Source organism: Burkholderia sp. JKS000303, assembly GCF_002563755.1.
In the GTDB taxonomy this organism is placed as follows: Bacteria; Pseudomonadota; Gammaproteobacteria; order Burkholderiales; family Burkholderiaceae; genus Burkholderia; species Burkholderia anthina_B.
In genome coordinates, this window is the sequence record NZ_PDBZ01000003.1 from 556,082 (window position 1) to 576,613 (window position 20,532).

Below are 20,532 nucleotides of genomic sequence, written 5' to 3' on the forward strand. Positions count from 1 at the left end.
CACGCGGACGAGCGAACCATCATGAGCCACCAACTTACCATCGAGCCGCTGGGCGTCACGATCGAGGTCGAGGAAGGACAGACGATGCTCGATGCCGCGCTGCGCCAGGGCATCTACATTCCGCACGCGTGCTGCCACGGGCTGTGCGGCACCTGCAAGGTCGCCGTGCTGGACGGCGAGACCGATCTCGGTGACGCGAACCCGTTCGCGCTGATGGATTTCGAGCGCGAGGAAGGCAAGGCGCTCGCATGCTGCGCGACGCTGCAGGCCGACACCGTGATCGAGGCCGACGTCGACGAGGAGCCGGATGCGGAAATCATCCCGGTCAAGGACTTCGCGGCCGACGTCACGCGCATCGAACAGCTCACGCCGACCATCAAGTCGATCCGGCTGAAGCTGTCGCAGCCGATCCACTTCCAGGCGGGCCAGTACGTGCAGCTCGAGATCCCCGGCCTCGGGCAGAGCCGCGCGTTCTCGATCGCGAACGCGCCGGCCGACGTCGAGGCCACCGGGGAGATCGAGCTGAACGTGCGGCAGGTGCCGGGCGGGCTCGGCACGGGCTACCTGCACGAGCAACTGGCGACGGGCCAGCGCGTGCGCCTGTCGGGCCCGTACGGCCGCTTCTTCGTGCGCCGCTCGGCCGCGCTGCCGATGATCTTCATGGCCGGCGGGTCGGGGCTGTCGAGCCCGCGCTCGATGATCGCGGACCTGCTCGCAAGCGGCGTCACCGCGCCGATCACGCTGGTCTACGGTCAGCGCAACGCGCAGGAGCTCTACTACCACGACGAATTCCGCGCGCTGGCCGAGCGCCATCCGAACTTCACGTACGTGCCGGCGCTGTCGGAAGGCGCGCCGGACGCGGGCGGCGACGTCGCGCAAGGGTTCGTCCACGACGTCGCGAAGGCGCATTTCGACGGCGACTTCTCCGGGCACCAGGCGTACCTGTGCGGGCCGCCCGCGATGATCGACGCGTGCATCACGACGCTGATGCAGGGGCGCCTGTTCGAGCGCGACATCTATCACGAGAAGTTCATTTCGGCGGCCGACGCGCAACAGACGCGCAGCCCGCTGTTCCGGCGGGTGTGACATGGACGCGGGCCGCGTATGCGGGACGGTCACGATCGCGCAGACCGACGAGCGCTATGCGTGCGTGTCCGGCGAGTCGCTGCTGGCCGGCATGGCGAAGCTCGGCCGGCGCGGCATTCCGGTCGGCTGCCTGAACGGCGGATGCGGCGTGTGCAAGGTGCGCGTGCTGCGCGGTGCGGTGCGCAAGCTCGGGCCGGTCAGCCGCGCCCATGTGAGCGCGGAAGAAGAGCACGACGGCTATGCGCTCGCGTGCCGCGTCGTGCCGGACGGCGACGTCGAACTCGAAGTGGCCGGCCGGCTGAAGAAGCCGTTCTTCTGCGGCGCGGCGTGTGCCGGCACGACGGCCATCAACAAGTAACCAGGAGGAGACTCACCATGGGTGTGATGCGTATTGGTCATGTCAGTCTGAAGGTGATGGACATGGAAGCGGCGCTGCGTCATTACGTGCGCGTGCTCGGCATGCAGGAAACGATGCGCGACGCGGCGGGCAACGTCTACCTGAAATGCTGGGACGAATGGGACAAGTATTCGCTGATCCTGTCGCCGTCCGATCAGGCGGGGCTCAAGCATGCCGCCTACAAGGTCGAGCACGACGCCGACCTGGATGCGCTGCAGCAGCGCATCGAAGCGTATGGGATCGCGACCGAGATGCTGCCCGAAGGCGCGCTGCCGGCGGTCGGCCGTCAACTGCGGTTCCAGCTGCCGAGCGGCCACGAGCTGCGGCTGTTTGCGAAGAAGGAACTGGTGGGCACCGCGGTTGGCTCGCTGAACCCCGATCCGTGGCCTGATGACATTCCAGGCTCGGCCGTGCACTGGCTCGACCACTGCCTGCTGATGTGCGAACTGAACCCGGAGGCCGGCGTGAACCGCGTCGAGGAGAACACGCGCTTCATGGCCGAGTGCCTCGACTTCCATCTGGCCGAGCAGGTGATGGTCGGCCCGGGCAACACGATCCAGGCCGCGACCTGGATGTTCCGCAGCACGACGCCGCACGACATCGCATTCGTCGGCGGCCCGCGCAACGGGCTGCATCACATCGCGTTCTTCCTCGACGACTGGGCCGACGTGCTGAAGTCGGCCGACGTGATGGCGAAGAACAAGGTGAAGATCGACGTCGCGCCGACGCGGCACGGGATCACGCGCGGCACCACCATCTACTTCTTCGATCCGAGCGGCAACCGCAACGAGACGTTCGCGGGGCTCGGCTACCTCGCGCAACCCGATCGCCCGGTCACGACGTGGACCGAGGAAGAGCTGGGGCGCGGGATCTTCTTCCACTCCGGCGAGCTGAACGAAGCGTTCACGACCGTCTACACCTGATCTCGCAAGGAGCACCGCGTCATGCATCAGAACGATACGAACCGGAGCGTCGACATGCGCACGATCGACTGGCTCGCCGCGGCGCGCGCGGCGCAGGCGGCGGCCGAGGCAGCCGAGCGGCTCGGCGTGCGCGTGAACGTCGCGGTCGTCGATGCGGCCGGCCTGCTCGCGGCATTCGTGCGAATGCCCGGCGCGCCGCTGCATTCGATCGACATCGCGATCGACAAGGCGTACACGGCCGCGAGCTTCGGCTTGCCGACCGGCGCGTGGCACGACGCGCTGGCGACGCACTCGGACGCGGTGCGGCAGGGCCTCGTGCTGCGCGCGCGCTTCGTTGCGTTCGGCGGCGGGCTGCCGATCGTCGACGACGGCGCGTTGATCGGCGGCATCGGCGTATCGGGCGGCAGCGAGGCGCAGGACGAGCAATGCGCGCATGCAGGGCTCGACGCAGCGGGCTTCGGCGGCCCGTGACGCGCGGCGCACGAAACGCGAACGCTTCACGAACCCATCGGATCACGGATTCACGACCATCGGCAGACACATCATGTACGACACGGAAACTCTCGCCGCGACACGCGGCCCCGCCGGCGGGCAGCCGGAACCGCGGCTCGTCCGCAACTTCATCGACGGCGACTATCGCGCGGGCGAACGCTGGTTCGACAAGCGCTCGCCGCTCGACAATGCAGTGATCGCACGCGTGGCCGAAGCGAGCCGCGCCGACGTCGACGCCGCGGTACAGGCGGCGCGCGCGGCGCTGGCCGGGCCGTGGGGCGGCCTGAGCGTCGCGCAGCGCGTCGAGATCCTGTATGCGGTGGCCGACGGCATCACGCGCCGCTTCGACGATTTTCTCGAAGCGGAAGTGGCCGACACCGGCAAGCCGACGAGCCTCGCGAGCCATATCGACATCCCGCGCGGCGCCGCGAACTTCAAGGTGTTCGCCGACGTCGTGAAGAACGTGCCCGGCGAAACGTTCGAGATGGCGACGCCGGACGGCGCCGGCGCGCTCAACTACGCGATCCGTCGGCCGGTCGGCGTGGTCGGCGTGATCTGTCCGTGGAACCTGCCGCTGCTGCTGATGACGTGGAAGGTCGGGCCGGCGCTCGCATGCGGCAACACGGTGGTCGTGAAGCCGTCCGAGGAGACGCCGCAAACGGCCGCGCTGCTCGGCGAAGTGATGAACGCGGCGGGCGTGCCGCGCGGCGTCTACAACGTCGTGCACGGCTTCGGGCCGGGCTCGGCCGGCGAATTCCTGACCACCCACCCCGGCGTGAACGCGATCACGTTCACCGGCGAGACGCGCACCGGCGCGGCCATCATGAAGGCCGCGGCCGACGGCGCGCGGCCCGTCAGTCTCGAGATGGGCGGCAAGAACGCGGCGATCGTGTTCGCCGACTGCGATTTCGATGCCGCCGTCGAAGGCACGCTGCGCTCGTGCTTCGCGAATACGGGGCAGGTCTGTCTCGGCACCGAGCGCGTGTATGTCGAGCGTCCGCTGTTCGAGCGCTTCGTCGCCGCGCTGAAGGCCGGCGCCGAGCGGTTGCGGCCCGGCCGCCCGGAAGCGGAGTCGACCGGCCTCGGCCCGCTGATCAGCCAGGAACATCGCGACAAGGTGCTGTCGTATTACCGCCAGGCCGTCGAGCTCGGCGCGACGGTCGTGACGGGCGGCGGCGTGCCCGACATGCCGGACGACCTGCGCGACGGCGCGTGGGTGCAGCCGACGATCTGGACCGGCCTCGGCGACGATTCGCCGATCGCGCACGACGAGATCTTCGGGCCGTGCACGCTCGTGATGCCGTTCGATTCCGAAGCCGAAGCGATTGGCCGCGCGAATGCGAATGCGTACGGGCTGTCGACCGCGATCTGGACCAGCAACCTGTCGCGCGCGCATCGCGTCGCGGCGTCGATCGACGTCGGCATCGCGTGGGTCAATTCGTGGTTCCTGCGCGACCTGCGGACCGCATTCGGCGGCGCGAAGCAATCGGGCATCGGCCGCGAAGGCGGCGTGCATTCGCTCGAGTTCTACACGGAGCTGCGCAACGTCTGCGTGAAGCTCTGACTCCCCGTCACCGACCGGAAAACTCCTATGGACTCCACGTTGATTACCACCCTGGGCGACCGGCTGTACGACGCGATGACATCGCGCACGCCCGTCGCGCCGCTGACGTCGCAGCACGAAGACCTGTCGGTCGACGATGCGTACCGGATCCAGCAGCGCTTCGTGCAGCGCCGCCTCGATGCCGGCGAGACCGTCGTCGGCAAGAAGATCGGCGTCACGTCGAAGGCGGTGATGGACATGCTCGGCGTGTACCAGCCCGACTTCGGCTACCTGCTGTCGGGCATGGTGTATGGCGAAGGCGAGTGCATCGCGCTTGACACGCTGATCCAGCCGAAGGCCGAAGGCGAGATCGCGTTCGTGCTGAAGCGCGACCTGCTCGGCCCGGGCGTGACGAACGCGATGGTGCTGGCCGCGACCGAATGCGTGATGCCGTGCTTCGAGATCGTCGATTCGCGCATTCGCGACTGGAAGATCCGCATTGGCGACACGGTGGCCGACAACGCGTCGTGCGGCGTGTTCGTGCTCGGCGACCGCGCGGTGAGCACGCGCAACGTCGATCTGTCGACCTGCGGGATGGTGCTCGAGAAGAACGGCGACGTGATCGGCACCGGTGCCGGCGCGGCCGCGCTCGGCTCGCCGGTGAATGCCGTCGCGTGGCTCGCCAATACGCTCGGCCGCCTCGGCATTCCGCTGAAGGCTGGCGAAGTGATCCTGTCCGGCGCGCTCGCTGCAATGGCGCCGGTCGGACCCGGCGACAACTTCCGCGTGTCGATCGGCGGGATCGGCGCGTGTTCGGTGCGGTTCGCGTGAGCGTCGCACATTCCCCATTTCAGTCAAACGAGGCATTCCCCATGACCCGAAAGATCCGTTGCGCGCTGATCGGCCCCGGCAACATCGGCACCGACCTGCTCGCCAAACTGATGCGCAGCCCCGTGCTCGAACCCGTGTGGATGGTCGGCATCGATCCCGATTCGGACGGCCTGAAGCGTGCGCGCGAACTCGGCCTGAAGATCACCGCGGACGGCGTCGACGGCCTGCTGCCGCACGTGCAGGCCGACGGCGTGCAGATCGCGTTCGACGCGACCAGCGCATACGTCCACGCGGAGAACAGCCGCAAGCTGAACGCGCTTGGCGTGCTGATGATCGACCTGACGCCGGCCGCGATCGGCCCGTACTGCGTGCCGCCCGTCAACCTGAAGGACCACATCGGCTCCGGCGAGATGAACGTCAACATGGTCACGTGCGGCGGCCAGGCGACGATTCCGATGGTGCGCGCGATCTCGCGCGTGCAGCCGGTTGCGTACGGCGAGATCGTCGCGACCGTGTCGTCGCGCTCGGTCGGCCCCGGCACCCGCAAGAACATCGACGAATTCACGCGCACGACCGCGGCGGCCGTCGCGCAGGTCGGCGGTGCGAAGGAGGGCAAGGCCATCATCGTGATCAACCCGGCCGACCCGCCGCTGATCATGCGCGACACCGTGCATTGCCTGACGGAAGGCGCACCCGACGAAGCGCGCATCGTCGAATCGGTGCACGCGATGATCGCCGACGTGCAGCGTTACGTGCCGGGTTACCGGCTCGTCAACGGGCCGGTGTTCGACGGCAACCGCGTGTCCGTCTATCTCGAGGTCGAAGGCCTCGGCGACTACCTGCCGAAATACGCGGGCAACCTCGACATCATGACGGCCGCCGCCGCGCGCACCGCCGAAATGTTCGCCGAGGAACTGCTGGCCGGCCGCCTGACGCTGGCATCGGCCGCGCCGGCAGCGGCCTGATGCCCGCCGACGCGAACTCCACGACCGCACGAAAAGGAACGGCTATGAATCTCAAAGGCAAACGCATCACCGTCCACGACATGACGCTGCGTGACGGCATGCACCCGAAGCGTCACCAGATGACGCTCGACCAGATGCGCTCGATTGCGACCGGGCTCGACGCGGCCGGCGTGCCGCTGATCGAGGTCACGCACGGCGACGGCCTCGGCGGCTCGTCGGTCAACTACGGCTTTCCCGCCCACACCGACGCCGAATATCTCGGTGCGGTGATCCCGCTGCTCAAGCGCGCGAAGGTATCCGCGCTGCTGCTGCCCGGCATCGGCACCGTCGATCACCTGAAGGAAGCGCATGCGCTCGGCGTGCATACGATCCGCGTCGCGACGCACTGCACCGAGGCCGACGTGTCCGAGCAGCACATCGCGATGGCGCGCCAGCTCGACATGGACACCGTCGGCTTCCTGATGATGAGCCACATGAACAGCCCGGAAGGACTGGTGAAGCAGGCGAAGCTGATGGAGTCGTACGGCGCGAACTGCATCTACATCACCGATTCGGCCGGCTACATGCTGCCCGACGACGTGAAGGCGCGCCTCGGCGCGGTGCGCGACGCGCTGCAGCCCGAAACGGAACTGGGCTTTCACGGCCACCACAACCTCGCGATGGGCGTCGCGAACTCGATCGCCGCGATCGAGGCCGGCGCGAACCGGATCGACGGCGCGGCGGCCGGGCTCGGCGCCGGCGCGGGCAACACGCCGCTCGAAGTGTTCGTCGCCGTGTGCGAGCGGATGGGCATCGAGACCGGCATCGACGTGTGGAAGATCCAGGACGTCGCGGAGGATCTCGTCGTGCCGATGATGGACTTCCCGATCCGCATCGACCGCGACGCGCTGACGCTCGGCTATGCCGGCGTCTACGGGTCGTTCCTGCTGTTCGCGAAGCGGGCCGGCGAGAAGTACGGGATTCCGGCGCGCGACATTCTCGTCGAGCTGGGCCGGCGCGGGATGGTCGGCGGGCAGGAGGACATGATCGAGGACACCGCGCTGACGCTCGCGAAGGCGCGCGCCGCGCAAGCGAAGCGGGAGGCGGCATGAACCTGTCGATTGACACGATCGAGTCGCTGGCCGCACATCTCGACGACTGCATGCGCGAAGCGCGCGATACGCCGAAGATCACCGACCGTCATCCGGAGATGGACTGGGACGACGCCTACGCGGTGCAGGATGCGATCCGCCGCCGACAGCTCGCGCGCGGCGCACGCATCGTCGGCTACAAGGCCGGCCTGACCTCGCACGCGAAGATGCGGCAGATGGGCGTCGACACGCCCGTCTTCGGCTTCCTGACCGACGTCTACGACTTGCCCGACGGTGGTGAATGCGACACGTCCGCGCTGATTCATCCGAAGGTGGAGCCGGAGATCGCGTTCGTGACGAAGGCCGAGCTGAAGGGGCCGGGCTGTCATGTCGGTGCGGTGCTCGCCGCGACCGACTTCGTCGTCGCCGGGATCGAGGTGATCGACAGCCGCTACCGCGATTTCAAGTTCGACCTGAAGAGTGTGGTGGCCGACAACACGTCGGCCGCGCGCTTCGTCGCGGGCGGCCGCCCGCTGGCGGTGGACGGCGTCGACTTGCGCACGCTCGGCATCGTGCTCGAGAAGAACGGGCAGCCGGTGGCGTTCGGCGCCGGCGCGGCGGTGCTCGGGCATCCGGCCGCCGCGATCGCGATGCTCGCGAACCACCTCGGCGCGCGCGGCGAATCCATTCCCGCGGGCAGCCTGATCCTGTCCGGCGGCATCACGGAGGCGGTGGCGGTTGCGGCCGGCGACAACGTGACGCTGCGCGTGCAGGACATCGGGTCGGTCGGCCTGCGCTTCATCTGAACGAAACAAGGAGGCCATCGTGCCGGTAGCGCATCTGTACATCCTCGAAGGCCGCGACGACGACAAGAAGGAACGCCTGATCGCCGAAGTCACCGAAGCCATTCACCGCTCGCTCGATGCACCGATCGAATCGGTGCGCGTGATCATCACCGAGATGCCGAAAGGGCATTTCGGGATCGGCGGGCAGAGTGCGAAAAAGCGCGGACGCTGACACGGCGTGCGCCACGTAAATCGACTGGAGGAGCGTCATGTCAAGCAACCCTGAAATCGGCCGCCGGATCGTCGCGGGCGGCCTCGATACCAACTATCACGACGTCGGCGACGGGCCGCCCGTGCTGCTGATCCACGGCTCCGGGCCGGGCGTCACGGCCTATGCGAACTGGCGGCTCACGATGCCCGCGCTCGCCGGGCAGTTCCGTGTGATCGCGCCCGACATGGCCGGGTTCGGCGAAACGGAACGGCCGAGCGGGTACACCTATTCGATGGACAACTGGGTCGACCACGCACTCGGCCTGCTCGATGCGCTCGGCGTCGAGCGTGCGCACGTGGTCGGCAATTCGTTCGGCGGCGCACTGGCGCTCGCGCTGGCGATCCGCGCACCCGAGCGGGTTGGCCGGCTCGTGCTGATGGGCGCGGCGGGCACGCGCTTCACGCTGACCGAAGGGCTCGACGCCGTCTGGGGCTATACGCCGTCGATCGCGAACATGCGCGGCCTGCTCGACATCTTCGCGTTCGATCGCACGCTCGTGAACGACGAGCTGGCGAAGCTGCGCTACGACGCGAGCGTGCGGCCCGGCTACCAGGAAGCGTTCGCGAACATGTTCCCGGCGCCGCGTCAGCGCTGGGTCGATGCGCTCGCGAGCGACGAGGCGAAGCTGCGCGCGTTGCCGCACGACACGCTGATCGTCCACGGCCGCGAGGATCGCGTGATTCCGCTCGACAGTTCGATGAGACTGCTGGAGCTGTTGCCGAACGCGCAGCTGCATGTGTTCGGCCGCTGCGGACACTGGACGCAGATCGAGCACGCCGCGCGCTTCAACCGTCTCGTGATCGAGCACTTCAACGAATAGGCGGAACGGCGGGGCGATCAGGGCGGACACAAAAAAATCAATTCAGTAGAACGAATATTGGAGACATAGATGAAACGGAAGGCTGCATTCGGACTGGTCTCGCTCGCCGCGTGCGCGGGCATGGCGCTGAGCACGGGAGCGCGGGCGACGGAGGGGGGCGGCGATACGATCGGCGAGGGCGCGGAGGCGTTTTTCGCCGGCGCGTTGCCGCCGGCCGGGCTCTACGGATTGCTGTATTACACCCATTACCATGCATCGCACTTCAACGATTCCCACGGCAACAGCTCGGTGCCGGGCTTCAAGCTCGATGCCGACGTGCTGATTCCGCGCGTCGTCTGGATGTCGAACCTGTCGGTGCTCGGCGGGCGTTACGGCGCGTATGCGGTGTTGCCGATGGAGCATCTGGCGCTGGATGCGGGCGGCGCGTCGTTCGACCGCACCAATCTCGGCGACCTGATCGTCAGCCCCGCGCTGATCGCATGGGGTTCGGGCGCGCTGCGCACCGTCGCGGCGATCGAGTTCGTGTTCCCGACCGGCCAGTACGACATGCATGCGGCGCTGAACACCGGCAAGAACTACTACACCGCGCGGCCGGTGTTCGGCGTGTCGTGGTTGCCGAACGACAAGGTCGAGGTGTCCGCGAAGATCACGTACAGCTTCAACTCGCCGAACAACGACACGCACTACCACTCGGGCAACCTGTTCCACGTCGACTACTCGGCGAGCTATGCGGTCACGCCGAAGGCGCGGGTCGGCCTGTCGGGCTACTTCATCGAGCAGACGACCGACGACATGCAGAACGGGCAGGCGGTCGGCGGCGACGGCTTTCGCGGACAGGCGTTCGCGATCGGCCCCGGGTTCCGTTACCAGTTCAGCAAGGTCAGCCTGGAAGCACGTGTCGTGAAGGAGTTTTTCGTGCGCAACCGGCCGGCCGGCGAGGCCGTGTGGGCGAAGGCCGTCATTCCGTTCTGACGCGCCGGCGCAAGCCGGTATGGTGTGGGACGCCGCCGTCGCGGGGCGTCAGGTTGCGCTGGCTCGTGCGTTAACGCGCGATCGAGGCGAGGCGCGGGAACAGCGGCAGCGCGTTCGCATGGTTGATCGCGGCGTGCTGGTCCGGGCCCAGCGCGGCATGGGCATCCTGCGCCGCGGTGAACGACGTGCTGACCGACGGCGGCGCGTACGGGAAGTCGCTGCCGTACAGCACGCGCTCGGGGCGGGCGAATGCCGTGAGGCTCGGCAGCGCGGACGGCGACGACAGCGCGGTGTCGAAGTAGAACGTGCGCAGCAGGTCGAGCAGCCCGTCGCGATCCGGCACGTCGTTGCGCACGCCCGGTGCGAGTTCGGCGAAGCGGTACGCGGTGTACGGCAGGAAGCCGCCGGCATGCGACAGGATGATGCGCACGTTCGGGTAGCGCGCGATCACGCCGTTGAGCACGAGCTGCAGCGCGGTGCGCGTCGTATCGAACGGGTAGTCGAGCAGCGGGCCGGGCATGCCGGGCAGCACGTCGATCGCGGGCTTGGCCGGATGAATGAACACCACCGCGTGACGGCGATCGAGCGCGGCCCACACGGCGTCGAACGCCGCATCGCCGAGATACGTGCCGCCGTAGTTGCTGAGCAGCACGACGCCGTCGGCTTTCAGCGTGTCGAATGCGTGGTCGATTTCGGCGAGCGTGCCGTCGACGTCGGGCAGCGGCAGCGTCGCGAAGTTGCCGAAGCGGGTCGGCCATTTCGCGACGAGGCCGGCCACGTATTCGTTGACCTGACGGGCCATGTCGCGCTTGGCCTGGCCGTGCCAGCCCTGGACGCCCGGTGCCGTCAGCGACAGCACGCCGGTCTGGATCTCCAGCGAATCCATGAACGCGAGCGCGGCTTCCGGGCGCCACGCGGGGCTGCTCCAGCCGGACGGGTCGCCGCCGTGGGCGGGCAGGGCGTCGGCCCAGAACGGCGGGACGACATGCTGGTGAACATCGATGCGGTTGCGGTCTGTCATGATCGGCTTCCCTTGAACGTTCGCTGCGGCGCAGCGGATGTTCATCAGGATGCGCGCGGTTGATTTTTCGTTCCAATAGATTAAATTTCGAGATTAATCGTTCCGAGTGATCAATCGACCGTATGGACCTTCGCCATTTGCGCTACTTTCTCGCGGTTGCCGAAGAAGGGCACTTCGGCCGCGCGGCGGAGCGGCTGCACATCGTGCAGCCCGCGTTGAGCGCGCAGATTCGCGCGCTCGAAGAGGAACTGGGCGCGACGCTGTTCGAGCGCAGCACGCGCAAGGTGCTGTTGACCGATGCCGGCCGGCTGCTCGTGACCGAGGCGCGGCACACGCTCGAGCAGGCCGAGCGCGCGAAGACGGTGGTGCGGCGCGCGGCACGCGGCGAGACGGGCGTGGTGCGGATCGGCTTCGTCGGCAATGCGGTCGCGACGGGGCGGCTGTCCGACGACCTGATCGCGTTTCACGCGGCGTGGCCGGAGGTGGCGCTCGACCTGCATGAAATGGCGCCGGCCGCACAGCAGGACGCGATCCTGGCGGGCCGGCTCGACATCGGCTACTGTCCGGCGTTCGGCACGGCGTTCGATCCGAAGCTGGCCGTGCGAACGGTCGGCAGCTGGGCGTGGGAGGTGATGATGAGCGACCGGCACGCGCTCGCGAAGCGGCGCTCGGTGAGTGTCGCGGCGCTCGTGCACGAACCGTTCATCCTGTACGCGGCCGACGGCGACGACGAAGGGCAACTGGCGATTCTGCGACAGGTGCTCGGCGAGGCGCCGCGCATCGCGCACAAGGTGAGCAGCACGCTGTCGGTGCTGGCGTTGACGGGGGCTGGCCTCGGGGTGGCGCTGGTGCCCGCGCCGTTGAGCCGGATCGCGGCGCCGAACATCGTGTACCGGAAACTCGCCGGCCGCGTGCCGGGGTCCGAACTCGTCGCGCTCAGCCGGAGCGGCGGGGAATGGGGTGCGGTACAGCAGTATCTGGCGATGCTCGGCGCGCGCACCGCATAAGGGGCGCGCGCCGAGCATCGAACCGTCACTCTTCGTCCATCAAGCGGACTTTGACCCGCTTGCCTTTGATCTTCCCCGCATTGAGCTTGCGCAGCGCGTCGTGCGCGACGCCGCGCTCGATCGCGACGTAGGTCGAGAACTCGGTCACGTTGATCTTGCCGATCTGCTTGCCGTCGAACCCGGCGTCGCCGGTCAGCGCGCCGAGCACGTCGCCCGGACGGATCTTGTCCTTGCGCCCGCCGAGGATCTGCAGCGTTTCCATCGGCGGCAGCAGCGTGCCGTCGCCGGCCGGCTTCAGTTCCGCGAGCGGATGCCATTCGACGTCACGCTTCTGCGCCTGCTCGATCGCGCCGACGCGGCCCATCTCGTCCATGCTGGCGAGGCTCAGCGCCCAGCCTTCCTGGTCCGCGCGGCCGGTGCGGCCGATGCGGTGCACGTGCACTTCGGGGTCGGGCGTCACGTCGACGTTGATCACCGCTTCGAGTTGCGCGATGTCGAGCCCGCGCGCGGCGACGTCGGTCGCGACCAGCACCGAGCAGCTGCGGTTCGCGAACTGGATCAGCACTTGATCGCGCTCGCGCTGGTCGAGCTCGCCGTGCAGCGCGAGCGCGTGGAAGCCCTGCGCGTGCAGCACGTCGAGCAGGTCGCGGCATTGCTGCTTGGTGTTGCAGAACGCGATCGTGCTGACCGGACGGTAGTGGTTCAGCAACTGGCCCACCGCGTGCAGCCGGTCCGTTTCCGCCACTTCATAGAAGCGCTGGCGGATCTTGCTGTCGTCATGGCGCTCCGCGAGCTTCACTTCCTTCGGATTGCGCAGGAACTGCTGGCTCAGCTTCGCGATGCCATCCGGGTAGGTCGCCGAGAACAGCAGCGTCTGGCGCGTCGTCGGGCACATCCGTGCGACCTTCGCGATGTCGTCGAAGAAGCCCATGTCGAGCATCCGGTCGGCTTCGTCGAGCACGAGCGTGTTCAGCGCATCCAGCTTCAGGTTGCCGCGGTCGAGGTGATCCATGATCCGGCCCGGCGTGCCGACGACGATATGCGCGCCGTGCTCGAGGCTCTGTGTCTGCGGACGCATCGGCGTACCGCCGCACAGCGTCAGCACCTTCACGTTTTCCTCGGCGCGCGCGAGGCGGCGCACTTCCTGCGTGACCTGGTCGGCAAGCTCGCGCGTCGGGCACAGGATCATCGCCTGCACGTCGAAGCTGCGCGTGTCGAGACGCGCCAGCAGCGCGAGCGAGAACGCGGCGGTCTTGCCGCTGCCCGTCTTCGCCTGGGCGATCAGGTCATGGCCGGCCAGCGCGATCGGCAGGCTCGCGGCCTGGATCGGCGTCATGTCGACATAGCCGAGCTGCGCGAGGTTCGCGAGCGCGGCGGGCGTCAGCGGCAGCGCGCTGAACGGCGTGGCGGTCGGTTGGGTCAAGAGAGGTCTCCGAGGTAGGGGCGGCCTTCCATCTGCTCGTAGGCGACGTTGCCTTCTTCGTCCTCGAAGCGTTCGAGATAGTTGCGGGCGCCGCACAGCGGGCAGCGGAACAGCAGCCCCTGGCCTTCGTCCTTGATGACGACGTCGGACGTCTCCCACTGCGTGCCGCAGCTCTGGTTTCGGCAGGTAAACACGGTCTTTCTCCAGCTGAATTCGGTTGGTGACGCGCCCGGGCGGGCGCGGCAACGCCAGGCGGCACGCGCGCGGCTTGAGGCGCGGGCCGTACCGGCGGTTGCTCGGATTGCGTCGATGCGGGTCATGGATCGGGCGGCGACGAGGTCGCGCGTGCCGCAATTCTAGCGGAAGCGGACCCCGGCGAGGGCGTCGCCGCCGTTGCGCATCATGAAAAACGGCCGCCCCGAAGGGCGGCCGTGCGATGCGGTGAACCGGCGCCGGGCGTGTTACAGCGCCATGTCGGCGGATGCCTTCGCGGCGCGTGCCGGGGCCGTGCCCGTTGCCTGCGACGGCACGTTCACGTCGATCTGCGGCGGCGGCGCGAGCTGCAGCACGTCGCTCGTGTAGGTCCATTCGGCGACGACCTTCGCCGGGCTGTCGTTCAGCTTCGTGCCGTAGCTCGGCACGATCTGGCGGATCTTCTGCTGCCACTCGGGCGTCGCGACCTTGTCCTTGAACACCTTCTGCATCAGGTTCAGCATGATCGGCGCGGCGGTCGACGCGCCCGGCGACGCGCCGAGCAGGCCCGCGATGCTGCCGTCCTGCGCGCTGACGATCTCGGTGCCGAGCTTCAGCACGCCGCCCTTCTTCGGATCGCGCTTGATGATCTGCACGCGCTGGCCGGCCTGCCACAGGCGCCAGTCTTCCTTCTTCGCGTTCGGGAAATACGCCTTCAGCGCGTTGAAGCGGTCGTCGTCCGACAGCATCAGCTGGCCGGCCAGGTACTCGACCAGCGGGAACTCGTCGACGCCCACGCGCATCATCGGCGCGACGTTGTGCAGGTTGGTGCTCTTCGCGAGGTCGAAGTACGAACCGTTCTTCAGGAACTTGGTCGAAAACGTCGCGAACGGCCCGAACAGGATGATCTTCTTGCCGTCGATGATCCGCGTGTCGAGGTGCGGCACCGACATCGGCGGCGAGCCGACCGACGCCTTGCCGTACGCTTTCGCGAGGTGCTGCTTCACGACGTCGGGGTTGTCGGTCACGAGGAACGAGCCGCCGACCGGGAACGCGCCGTAATCCTTCGCCTCGGGGATGCCCGACGCCTGCAGCAGGTGCAGCGCACCGCCGCCCGCGCCGATGAACACGAACTTCGCGTCGACGGCCTGCGGCGGGTCATCCGAATGCAGCTTGACCCACGACACGTGCCACGTGCCGTCCGCGTTGCGCGAGATCTCGCGCACTTCGCTCGACAGCGACAGCGTGAAGTTCGGCTGCGTCTTCAGGTAGCCGACGAACTGGCGCGTGATCTCGCCGAAGTTCACGTCGGTGCCGATCGGCGTCCAGGTGGCGGCGACCTTCTGCGTGCGGTCGCGGCCTTCCATCATCAGCGGCACCCATTGCTTGATCCGGTCGTAGTCTTCCGAATACTGCATCCCGCGGAACAGCGGGCTCGCCTGCAGCGCTTCGTAGCGCTTCTTCAGGAAACGGACGTTGTCGTCGCCCCACACGAAGCTCATGTGCGGCGTCGAGTTGATGAACGAATGCGGGTTCTTCAGCACGCCCTGCTTGACCTGCCACGCCCAGAACTGGCGCGAGATCTGGAACGACTCGTTGATCTCGATCGCCTTCGAGATGTCGATCTTGCCGTCCGCCTTCTCCGGCGTGTAGTTCAGCTCGGCCAGCGCCGAGTGGCCGGTGCCCGCGTTGTTCCAGCCGTTCGAGCTTTCCAGCGCGACGCCGTCGAGGCGCTCGACCATCGTCATCGACCAGTCGGGCTGCAGCTCGTGCAGCCACACGCCGAGCGTCGAACTCATGATGCCGCCGCCCACCAGCAGGACGTCGACCTTCTTCGTATCGGCGGCATGCGCGGACGACGCGGCGACGCACAGCGCGAGCGCCGACAGTATTACCCGTAACGTTTTGATCACAGCAGATCCTCTTTTTTCAACTTGGATGCATCGGCTTGCCATCCCGCCCGGTGACGCTCGATCGCGATCGGCTCACCCATCCGGAGATCCGGACCGCGAATCCGGAATCCCGGATCGACCCGGTTCGACGTTGTATTTGCGCACGCGAAATCATTGCGAAGGACACCTTCGGATCGGTGCCAGCCGGTCATGCCGTTGCGCGCGTCACAGGCGTGCGCGGCGCGCCTCGGCCCTTGCCGCAAGCCTCGCCGTTCGACGTTTCAGGCTGCGTGGAAGGAGGCCGCGCGCGACGCGTCTAGCGGGGGCGGAATGGAAAGGGGCGCGTAATGTAACCGAACTCGATTGGCGTGTCGCCCGTGCCAAATAGCCTTGGTTTTCGTGGGGATTTTTGCGTGTCCGGGTTTCCGGAATGACGCTGCGCGGGACGGGAAAATGTGCCGCCGTGACGGGGCGTCGCGCGCACCGTCGGTCCTGCATCCGGTCGCGGCGTTGCACCGCGGCCGGCTACCGCATTACTTCCCGCCGCCGTTCCGGCAGAACTGCTCGAACACCTGCGCGGAATTTGCGATGCCATGCGCCTTCGCGAGCTCCCACGGACGCTCGCATTGCTGGGTGCGTTCGCACCATGCGTAACCGGCCGAGCCGATGCAGCCGTGCGCATCGCGGTCGCCGCCGACGATCGGCGGAGCGGCCTGCGCGGTCTGTGCGTCCTGCGTGTCCTGCCCGGCGACATTGGCCGGAAGTGGGGAAGGCGGTTGCGTCGCGCATGCGCTCAATGCAAACGCGACGGCGATCGCGGCGGCAATCGACGCGGAAGGAATGAAGTGTTTCATTACGTAGCGCTCCATGGGATGACGATCGACGGCGGATGCCCGTGCACGGGCGGAGGGCGTTCACGCATCCGGTATGGGCACGCGCGACGAGAACTTGATTTCGCGTAACGCGAGGCTCGACTGGATCGACGACACGCCGGCCTGTTTTCTCAGCACGTGTTCGACGAATTCCGCATACGCGTCGAGATCGGCCGCGACGACCTGCAGGATGTAGTCGGCCGCGCCGGTGATCTTGTGGCACGACGTCACTTCGTCGTGCCGCCGCATCACGTCCTCGAAGTGATCCGAATCCTGGCCCGAATGCATGTTGAACGTGACCTGTACGAACGCGAACACGTTCATGCCGAGCGTGCGGCGGTCGAGGTTCGCCTGGTAGCCGGTGATCACGCCTTCGTCCTCGAGGCGCTTGCGCCGCCGCCAGCACGGCGTGACGCTCAGCGACAGCCGCTCGCCGAGCGTCGCGTTCGACAGCGCGCCGTCTTCCTGAAGCAGGCGCAGCATCGCGCGATCGACGCCATCCAGCTCCGCTGAAGCGCGATTTTTGCTCATTCCAGGGTCTCCGTAGGCGATTTTCTCAAAATTGTACGAAACCGGGATCTGAAAAGCAAAGCTATTGCCGGTCGGCGTCAATAGACTGTTGCCACCCCTCACAGCCCTCACTGCAACGGTCAACCATGCTCACGGTCTACAGCAGCGATCATCATCTGCATCGCGGCGTCGAACTGAAAGACGGCGCGATCACCGAATCGTTCGAGAATCCCCTTCGTGCCGAAACGGTGCTCGCGCAGGTTCGCGCGGCCGGCCTCGGCGACGTGATCGCGCCGCGCGCGTTCGATCGTGCGAACTATGCCGGCGCGCACAGCGCGCGCTATGTCGACTTCCTCGCCGGCGCGTGGGACGAATGGGCCGCGACCGGCCGCACCTGCCAGGCGCTGCCGCTCGTCTGGCCGGTGCGCGCGATGCCGGCGGCGACGACGCTGCCCGGGTTCATCGACGGCAAGCTCGGCTTCTTCGCGATGGATGCCGGCGCGCCGATCAACGCCGGCACCTGGGACGCGGTGAGCGCGAGCGCGAACTCCGCGCTGACCGGCGCCGACCTGCTGTCGAACGGCGGCGCGCGCGCGGCGTTCGCGCTGTGCCGCCCGCCCGGCCACCATGCGGGTCGCGAATACATGGGCGGCTACTGCTACCTGAACAACGCGGCGATCGCCGCGCAGCACGGCATCGCGAGCGGTGCGGCGCGCGTCGCGGTGCTCGACGTCGATTTCCACCACGGCAACGGCACGCAGGACATCTTCTACGACCGCGCCGACGTGCTGTTCGCGTCGATCCACGGCGAGCCGCCGGTGTCGTACCCGTACTTCTCCGGCTACGCGGACGAGCGCGGCGCGGGTGCGGGCGAAGGCTTCAACCTGAACCTGCCGCTGCCGAAGGGCACGCAATGGAGCACCTACGCGACGGCGCTCGACCAGGCGGCGGCCGCGATCGCCGCGCATACCCCCGACCTGCTCGTCGTGTCGCTCGGCGTCGACACGTTCGAGCACGACCCGATCAGCCATTTCCGCCTGCGCTCGCCGGACTATCTGCGCATCGGCGAAACGCTCGCGCGCCTGAACCTGCCGACGCTGTTCGTGATGGAAGGCGGCTACATGGTCGACGAAATCGGCATCAACGCGGTGAACGTGCTGCTCGGATTCGAAGGGCGCGCGTGAGCGCCGCTTGCCTTGCATGAACGACGGACCTGATCACGAACGAAGAGCGACAACGAAGGAGACGAACATGAATCGGCATCAGAAGAAGACGGCATGTGCGGCCGCAGTCGGGCTGGCGTGCGCACTGTCCGCGTTTTCCGCGCGGGCGGATGAAATCGTGCGCATCGGGCACGTCGCGCCGCTGACCGGCGCGATCGCGCACCTCGGCAAGGACAGCGAGAACGGCGCGCGGCTCGCGGTCGAGGAAATCAACGCGAAGGGGCTGGTGATCGGCGGCAAGAAGGTCACGCTGCAACTCGACGCGCAGGACGACGCGGGCGATCCCCGCCAGGCCACGCAGGTCGCGCAGCGGCTCGTCGACGACAAGGTGGTCGGCGTGGTCGGCCACCACAACTCGGGCACGTCGATTCCAGCGTCGCGCGTCTATCGCGACGGCGGCATCGTGCAGATCTCGCAGGCCGCGACCAACCCGATGTACACGCAACAGGGCTTCAAGACGACCTATCGCGTCGTCGCGACCGATGCGCAGCAGGGGCCCGCGCTCGCCAGTTACGCGGCGAAGAACATGGGGATCAGGACGGTCGCCGTGATCGACGACTCGACCGCCTACGGGCAGGGCCTCGCGACCGAATTCGAGAAGGCCGCGAAGGCGTCGGGGATGAAGGTCATCTCGCACGACGCGACCAACGACAAGGCGATCGACTTCCGCGCGATCCTCACGAAGATCAAGGGCGAGAACCCCGACGCGATCATGTACGGCGGGATGGACGCCACCGGCGGCCCGCTCGCGAAGCAGGCGCGCCAGCTCGGCCTGCGCGCGAAGGTGCTGGCCGGCGACGGCGTGTGCTCGACCGACCTGCCGAAGCTCGCGGGCCCGGCGTCGGACAACGTCGTGTGCTCGGAAGCCGGTATCGCGCTCGAGAAGATGCCCGGCGGCGCGGCGTTCGTGAAGCGCTACGAAGCGCGCTACCACCAGCCGATGCAGGTGTATGCGCCGTTCTCGTACGACGCGGTGAACATCATCGTCGACGCGATGAAGCGTGCGAATTCGACCGACCCGGCGAAGGTGCTGGCCGCGATGCCGGCGACCGACTATCACGGCGTGATCGGCGAAACGAGCTTCACGCCGCAGGGCGACCTGAAGCACGGCGCGATCTCGGTGTTCACCTACAAGAGCGGCAAGAAGGCGCTGCTCGACATCGTCAGGATGTAACGAACGGCGACGGGGCGTGCCGCGCCCCGTTGCATCACGACGCCTGTGTGCGGCGCGGTTCGGCCGGCGGCCGCTGCTGCTGCTCGACGTCGTGCACGATATGCAGCTCGCGCGTGCGGATCGGCAACGCGCAGTCCGCCTCGGCGAGCGTCTTGCGCACCTGGCGCGCGAGACGCCAGCGCATCGCCCAGAACTTGTCGGTATGCGTCCACACGCGCACGTTCGCGATCGCCGTGCTGTCGTCGAAGCGCATCACCATCACGTCCGGCGCGGGTTCGTGCAGCACGTCGGGATCGGCCGCGGCCAGCGCGCGTAGCGCGTCGAGTGCGCGATCGATGTCGTCGTGCACCGACACTTCCACTTCGAGATCGAGACGACGCGTCGGATTGCGCGTGTAGTTGCGGATCGCGCTGCCCCACAGCGCGCTGTTCGGGACGTACTCGCAGATGCCGTCCGGCTTCGTGAGCCGCGTCATGAAGAGCCCGACCTCGTCCACCGTCCCCGCGACGCCCGTGCCGCCGTCGATGTAGTCGCCTACCTTGAACGGCCGCAGCAGCAACAGCATGATGCCGGCCGCGATGTTCTGCATCGTGCCCTGCAGCGCGAGCCCGATCGCGAGGCCGGCCGCGCCGAGCACCGCGACGATGCTCGCGGTCTGGATGCCGAGCTGCGACAGCGCGCCGACGATCGCGACGATGCGGATGCCCCACACGGCGACGTCGCAGAGAATCGGCCGCAGCGTGTCGTCGACGCGCTCCTTGTTCGCGAGCAGGCGGCTCAGCCAGTTGCCGATGCGCTTCGACAGCCACCAGCCGGCGACGAGCAGCGCGAGCGCGCCGCAGAGCCTGATCGAGAGCGTGGACAACGCGGTCCACAGGAACGTCCAGCGTTCCGGATGAAGATGATCGAGAAACATGACGGAATTCCGGGTTGAAGACAAAGGGCGCGACACGCAGCGTGTCGGCAGCCCTCGACTGTACACGGCACGCCGAGTGTCGCGCGAGCACACGAGGCCGGATTGCCGCGCGTTCCGGCGATGAAATCGCGATTTCGTTAATGTACT

Annotated in this window: 23 protein-coding genes; 15 read left to right on the top strand and 8 right to left on the bottom strand. The window is 67.6% G+C overall.

Features of this window, described 5'->3' with window-relative positions; translation table 11 throughout:
* The first annotated feature begins 21 nt into the window (after positions 1-21).
* The 12 genes from BX604_RS30435 to BX604_RS30490 all read left to right on the top strand — a co-directional run bounded on the left by BX604_RS30435 (position 22) and on the right by BX604_RS30490 (position 10,155).
* The gene (locus BX604_RS30435; protein WP_098554530.1) at positions 22-1,086 is read left to right on the top strand and encodes an NADH:ubiquinone reductase (Na(+)-transporting) subunit F; all 1,065 of its coding nucleotides are present in this window, start codon (positions 22-24) and stop codon (positions 1,084-1,086) included.
* Between the two features lies 1 nt (position 1,087).
* Positions 1,088-1,444 (top strand): 2Fe-2S iron-sulfur cluster-binding protein, encoded by a 357-nt coding sequence (locus tag BX604_RS30440; protein WP_098554531.1) that lies wholly within the window; start codon positions 1,088-1,090, stop codon positions 1,442-1,444.
* Positions 1,445-1,461: 17 nt separating this feature from the next.
* Positions 1,462-2,406 (top strand): catechol 2,3-dioxygenase, encoded by a 945-nt coding sequence (locus tag BX604_RS30445; protein ID WP_098554532.1) that lies wholly within the window; start codon positions 1,462-1,464, stop codon positions 2,404-2,406.
* Positions 2,407-2,427: 21 nt separating this feature from the next.
* A complete protein-coding gene (locus BX604_RS30450) occupies positions 2,428-2,877 on the top strand; it encodes a GlcG/HbpS family heme-binding protein (RefSeq protein WP_098554533.1) in 450 nt (149 codons plus the stop codon).
* Positions 2,878-2,950: 73 nt separating this feature from the next.
* Positions 2,951-4,462 carry a 2-hydroxymuconic semialdehyde dehydrogenase gene (locus BX604_RS30455; RefSeq protein WP_098555120.1) on the top strand — a complete coding sequence of 504 codons (1,512 nt, stop codon included), beginning with the start codon at positions 2,951-2,953 and terminating at the stop codon, positions 4,460-4,462.
* A gap of 27 nt (positions 4,463-4,489) precedes the next feature.
* A complete protein-coding gene (gene dmpE / locus BX604_RS30460; protein ID WP_098554534.1) occupies positions 4,490-5,272 on the top strand; it encodes a 2-oxopent-4-enoate hydratase in 783 nt (260 codons plus the stop codon).
* 41 nt (positions 5,273-5,313) lie between these two features.
* On the top strand, positions 5,314-6,237 hold the full coding sequence (locus BX604_RS30465) for an acetaldehyde dehydrogenase (acetylating) (protein WP_098554535.1): 924 nt from the start codon (positions 5,314-5,316) through the stop codon (positions 6,235-6,237).
* A gap of 44 nt (positions 6,238-6,281) precedes the next feature.
* Complete coding sequence (gene dmpG, locus BX604_RS30470; protein WP_098554536.1) at positions 6,282-7,328, top strand: 4-hydroxy-2-oxovalerate aldolase; 1,047 nt, start codon at positions 6,282-6,284, stop codon at positions 7,326-7,328.
* The gene (gene dmpH / locus BX604_RS30475; RefSeq protein ID WP_096500756.1) at positions 7,325-8,113 is read left to right on the top strand and encodes a 2-oxo-3-hexenedioate decarboxylase; all 789 of its coding nucleotides are present in this window, start codon (positions 7,325-7,327) and stop codon (positions 8,111-8,113) included. The genes dmpG and dmpH overlap by 4 nt, the downstream gene beginning before the upstream one ends.
* Positions 8,114-8,132: 19 nt before the next feature.
* Entirely contained in the window at positions 8,133-8,324 is a 192-nt protein-coding gene (locus BX604_RS30480; RefSeq protein WP_098554537.1) for a 2-hydroxymuconate tautomerase, read from the top strand.
* A gap of 37 nt (positions 8,325-8,361) precedes the next feature.
* On the top strand, positions 8,362-9,183 hold the full coding sequence (locus BX604_RS30485; RefSeq protein ID WP_098554538.1) for an alpha/beta fold hydrolase: 822 nt from the start codon (positions 8,362-8,364) through the stop codon (positions 9,181-9,183).
* A gap of 69 nt (positions 9,184-9,252) precedes the next feature.
* Complete coding sequence (locus BX604_RS30490) at positions 9,253-10,155, top strand: SphA family protein (RefSeq protein ID WP_098554539.1); 903 nt, start codon at positions 9,253-9,255, stop codon at positions 10,153-10,155.
* Positions 10,156-10,225: 70 nt separating this feature from the next.
* Here BX604_RS30490 and hndA read toward each other — a convergent pair whose 3' ends face one another.
* Positions 10,226-11,176 (bottom strand): 2-hydroxy-1-naphthoic acid nonoxidative decarboxylase, encoded by a 951-nt coding sequence (hndA, locus tag BX604_RS30495; protein WP_098555123.1) that lies wholly within the window; start codon positions 11,174-11,176, stop codon positions 10,226-10,228.
* 122 nt (positions 11,177-11,298) lie between these two features.
* Here hndA and BX604_RS30500 point away from each other — a divergent pair, with 122 nt between their 5' ends.
* Positions 11,299-12,183, top strand: a complete 885-nt coding sequence (locus tag BX604_RS30500; protein WP_098554540.1) for a LysR substrate-binding domain-containing protein — start codon at positions 11,299-11,301, stop codon at positions 12,181-12,183.
* 25 nt (positions 12,184-12,208) lie between these two features.
* Here the strand turns inward: BX604_RS30500 and dbpA are convergent, their stop codons facing one another.
* The 6 genes from dbpA to BX604_RS30525 form a co-directional block, all read right to left on the bottom strand.
* On the bottom strand, positions 12,209-13,606 hold the full coding sequence (dbpA, locus tag BX604_RS30505) for an ATP-dependent RNA helicase DbpA (RefSeq protein ID WP_098554541.1): 1,398 nt from the start codon (positions 13,604-13,606) through the stop codon (positions 12,209-12,211).
* Positions 13,603-13,800, bottom strand: a complete 198-nt coding sequence (locus BX604_RS30510; protein ID WP_098554542.1) for a hypothetical protein — start codon at positions 13,798-13,800, stop codon at positions 13,603-13,605. The genes dbpA and BX604_RS30510 overlap by 4 nt, the downstream gene beginning before the upstream one ends.
* A gap of 267 nt (positions 13,801-14,067) precedes the next feature.
* Positions 14,068-15,753 carry a malate dehydrogenase (quinone) gene (mqo, locus tag BX604_RS30515; protein WP_257146467.1) on the bottom strand — a complete coding sequence of 562 codons (1,686 nt, stop codon included), beginning with the start codon at positions 15,751-15,753 and terminating at the stop codon, positions 14,068-14,070.
* Entirely contained in the window at positions 15,708-15,902 is a 195-nt protein-coding gene (locus tag BX604_RS38710) for a hypothetical protein (protein WP_143748151.1), read from the bottom strand. Before BX604_RS38710 ends, mqo begins: the two co-directional genes overlap by 46 nt.
* A gap of 321 nt (positions 15,903-16,223) precedes the next feature.
* Positions 16,224-16,544 carry a hypothetical protein gene (locus BX604_RS30520; protein WP_098554544.1) on the bottom strand — a complete coding sequence of 107 codons (321 nt, stop codon included), beginning with the start codon at positions 16,542-16,544 and terminating at the stop codon, positions 16,224-16,226.
* Positions 16,545-16,604: 60 nt separating this feature from the next.
* Positions 16,605-17,093 carry an Lrp/AsnC family transcriptional regulator gene (locus BX604_RS30525; RefSeq protein WP_098554545.1) on the bottom strand — a complete coding sequence of 163 codons (489 nt, stop codon included), beginning with the start codon at positions 17,091-17,093 and terminating at the stop codon, positions 16,605-16,607.
* Between the two features lie 125 nt (positions 17,094-17,218).
* Between BX604_RS30525 and BX604_RS30530 the strand changes: the two genes are divergently transcribed.
* Both BX604_RS30530 and BX604_RS30535 read left to right on the top strand, forming a co-directional pair.
* A complete protein-coding gene (locus BX604_RS30530) occupies positions 17,219-18,256 on the top strand; it encodes a histone deacetylase family protein (protein ID WP_098554546.1) in 1,038 nt (345 codons plus the stop codon).
* Positions 18,257-18,323: 67 nt separating this feature from the next.
* A complete protein-coding gene (locus BX604_RS30535) occupies positions 18,324-19,469 on the top strand; it encodes a branched-chain amino acid ABC transporter substrate-binding protein (protein ID WP_098554547.1) in 1,146 nt (381 codons plus the stop codon).
* Positions 19,470-19,503: 34 nt separating this feature from the next.
* Here the strand turns inward: BX604_RS30535 and BX604_RS30540 are convergent, their stop codons facing one another.
* On the bottom strand, positions 19,504-20,385 hold the full coding sequence (locus tag BX604_RS30540; protein WP_098554548.1) for a mechanosensitive ion channel family protein: 882 nt from the start codon (positions 20,383-20,385) through the stop codon (positions 19,504-19,506).
* Positions 20,386-20,532 lie beyond the last annotated feature (147 nt).

What these genes read in the sequence shown, in the direction of transcription:
- BX604_RS30435 (WP_098554530.1), top strand. Translation starts at nt 22, where the DNA reads ATGAGCCACCAACTTACCATCGAGCCGCTGGGCGTCACGATCGAGGTC.
- BX604_RS30440 (WP_098554531.1), top strand. Translation starts at nt 1,088, where the DNA reads ATGGACGCGGGCCGCGTATGCGGGACGGTCACGATCGCGCAGACCGAC.
- BX604_RS30445 (WP_098554532.1), top strand. Translation starts at nt 1,462, where the DNA reads ATGGGTGTGATGCGTATTGGTCATGTCAGTCTGAAGGTGATGGACATG.
- BX604_RS30450 (WP_098554533.1), top strand. Translation starts at nt 2,428, where the DNA reads ATGCATCAGAACGATACGAACCGGAGCGTCGACATGCGCACGATCGAC.
- BX604_RS30455 (WP_098555120.1), top strand. Translation starts at nt 2,951, where the DNA reads ATGTACGACACGGAAACTCTCGCCGCGACACGCGGCCCCGCCGGCGGG.
- dmpE (WP_098554534.1), top strand. Translation starts at nt 4,490, where the DNA reads ATGGACTCCACGTTGATTACCACCCTGGGCGACCGGCTGTACGACGCG.
- BX604_RS30465 (WP_098554535.1), top strand. Translation starts at nt 5,314, where the DNA reads ATGACCCGAAAGATCCGTTGCGCGCTGATCGGCCCCGGCAACATCGGC.
- dmpG (WP_098554536.1), top strand. Translation starts at nt 6,282, where the DNA reads ATGAATCTCAAAGGCAAACGCATCACCGTCCACGACATGACGCTGCGT.
- dmpH (WP_096500756.1), top strand. Translation starts at nt 7,325, where the DNA reads ATGAACCTGTCGATTGACACGATCGAGTCGCTGGCCGCACATCTCGAC.
- BX604_RS30485 (WP_098554538.1), top strand. Translation starts at nt 8,362, where the DNA reads ATGTCAAGCAACCCTGAAATCGGCCGCCGGATCGTCGCGGGCGGCCTC.
- BX604_RS30490 (WP_098554539.1), top strand. Translation starts at nt 9,253, where the DNA reads ATGAAACGGAAGGCTGCATTCGGACTGGTCTCGCTCGCCGCGTGCGCG.
- hndA (WP_098555123.1), bottom strand. Translation starts at nt 11,176, where the DNA reads ATGACAGACCGCAACCGCATCGATGTTCACCAGCATGTCGTCCCGCCG.
- BX604_RS30500 (WP_098554540.1), top strand. Translation starts at nt 11,299, where the DNA reads ATGGACCTTCGCCATTTGCGCTACTTTCTCGCGGTTGCCGAAGAAGGG.
- mqo (WP_257146467.1), bottom strand. Translation starts at nt 15,753, where the DNA reads ATGGCAAGCCGATGCATCCAAGTTGAAAAAAGAGGATCTGCTGTGATC.
- BX604_RS38710 (WP_143748151.1), bottom strand. Translation starts at nt 15,902, where the DNA reads ATGACCGGCTGGCACCGATCCGAAGGTGTCCTTCGCAATGATTTCGCG.
- BX604_RS30520 (WP_098554544.1), bottom strand. Translation starts at nt 16,544, where the DNA reads ATGAAACACTTCATTCCTTCCGCGTCGATTGCCGCCGCGATCGCCGTC.
- BX604_RS30525 (WP_098554545.1), bottom strand. Translation starts at nt 17,093, where the DNA reads ATGAGCAAAAATCGCGCTTCAGCGGAGCTGGATGGCGTCGATCGCGCG.
- BX604_RS30530 (WP_098554546.1), top strand. Translation starts at nt 17,219, where the DNA reads ATGCTCACGGTCTACAGCAGCGATCATCATCTGCATCGCGGCGTCGAA.
- BX604_RS30535 (WP_098554547.1), top strand. Translation starts at nt 18,324, where the DNA reads ATGAATCGGCATCAGAAGAAGACGGCATGTGCGGCCGCAGTCGGGCTG.
- BX604_RS30540 (WP_098554548.1), bottom strand. Translation starts at nt 20,385, where the DNA reads ATGTTTCTCGATCATCTTCATCCGGAACGCTGGACGTTCCTGTGGACC.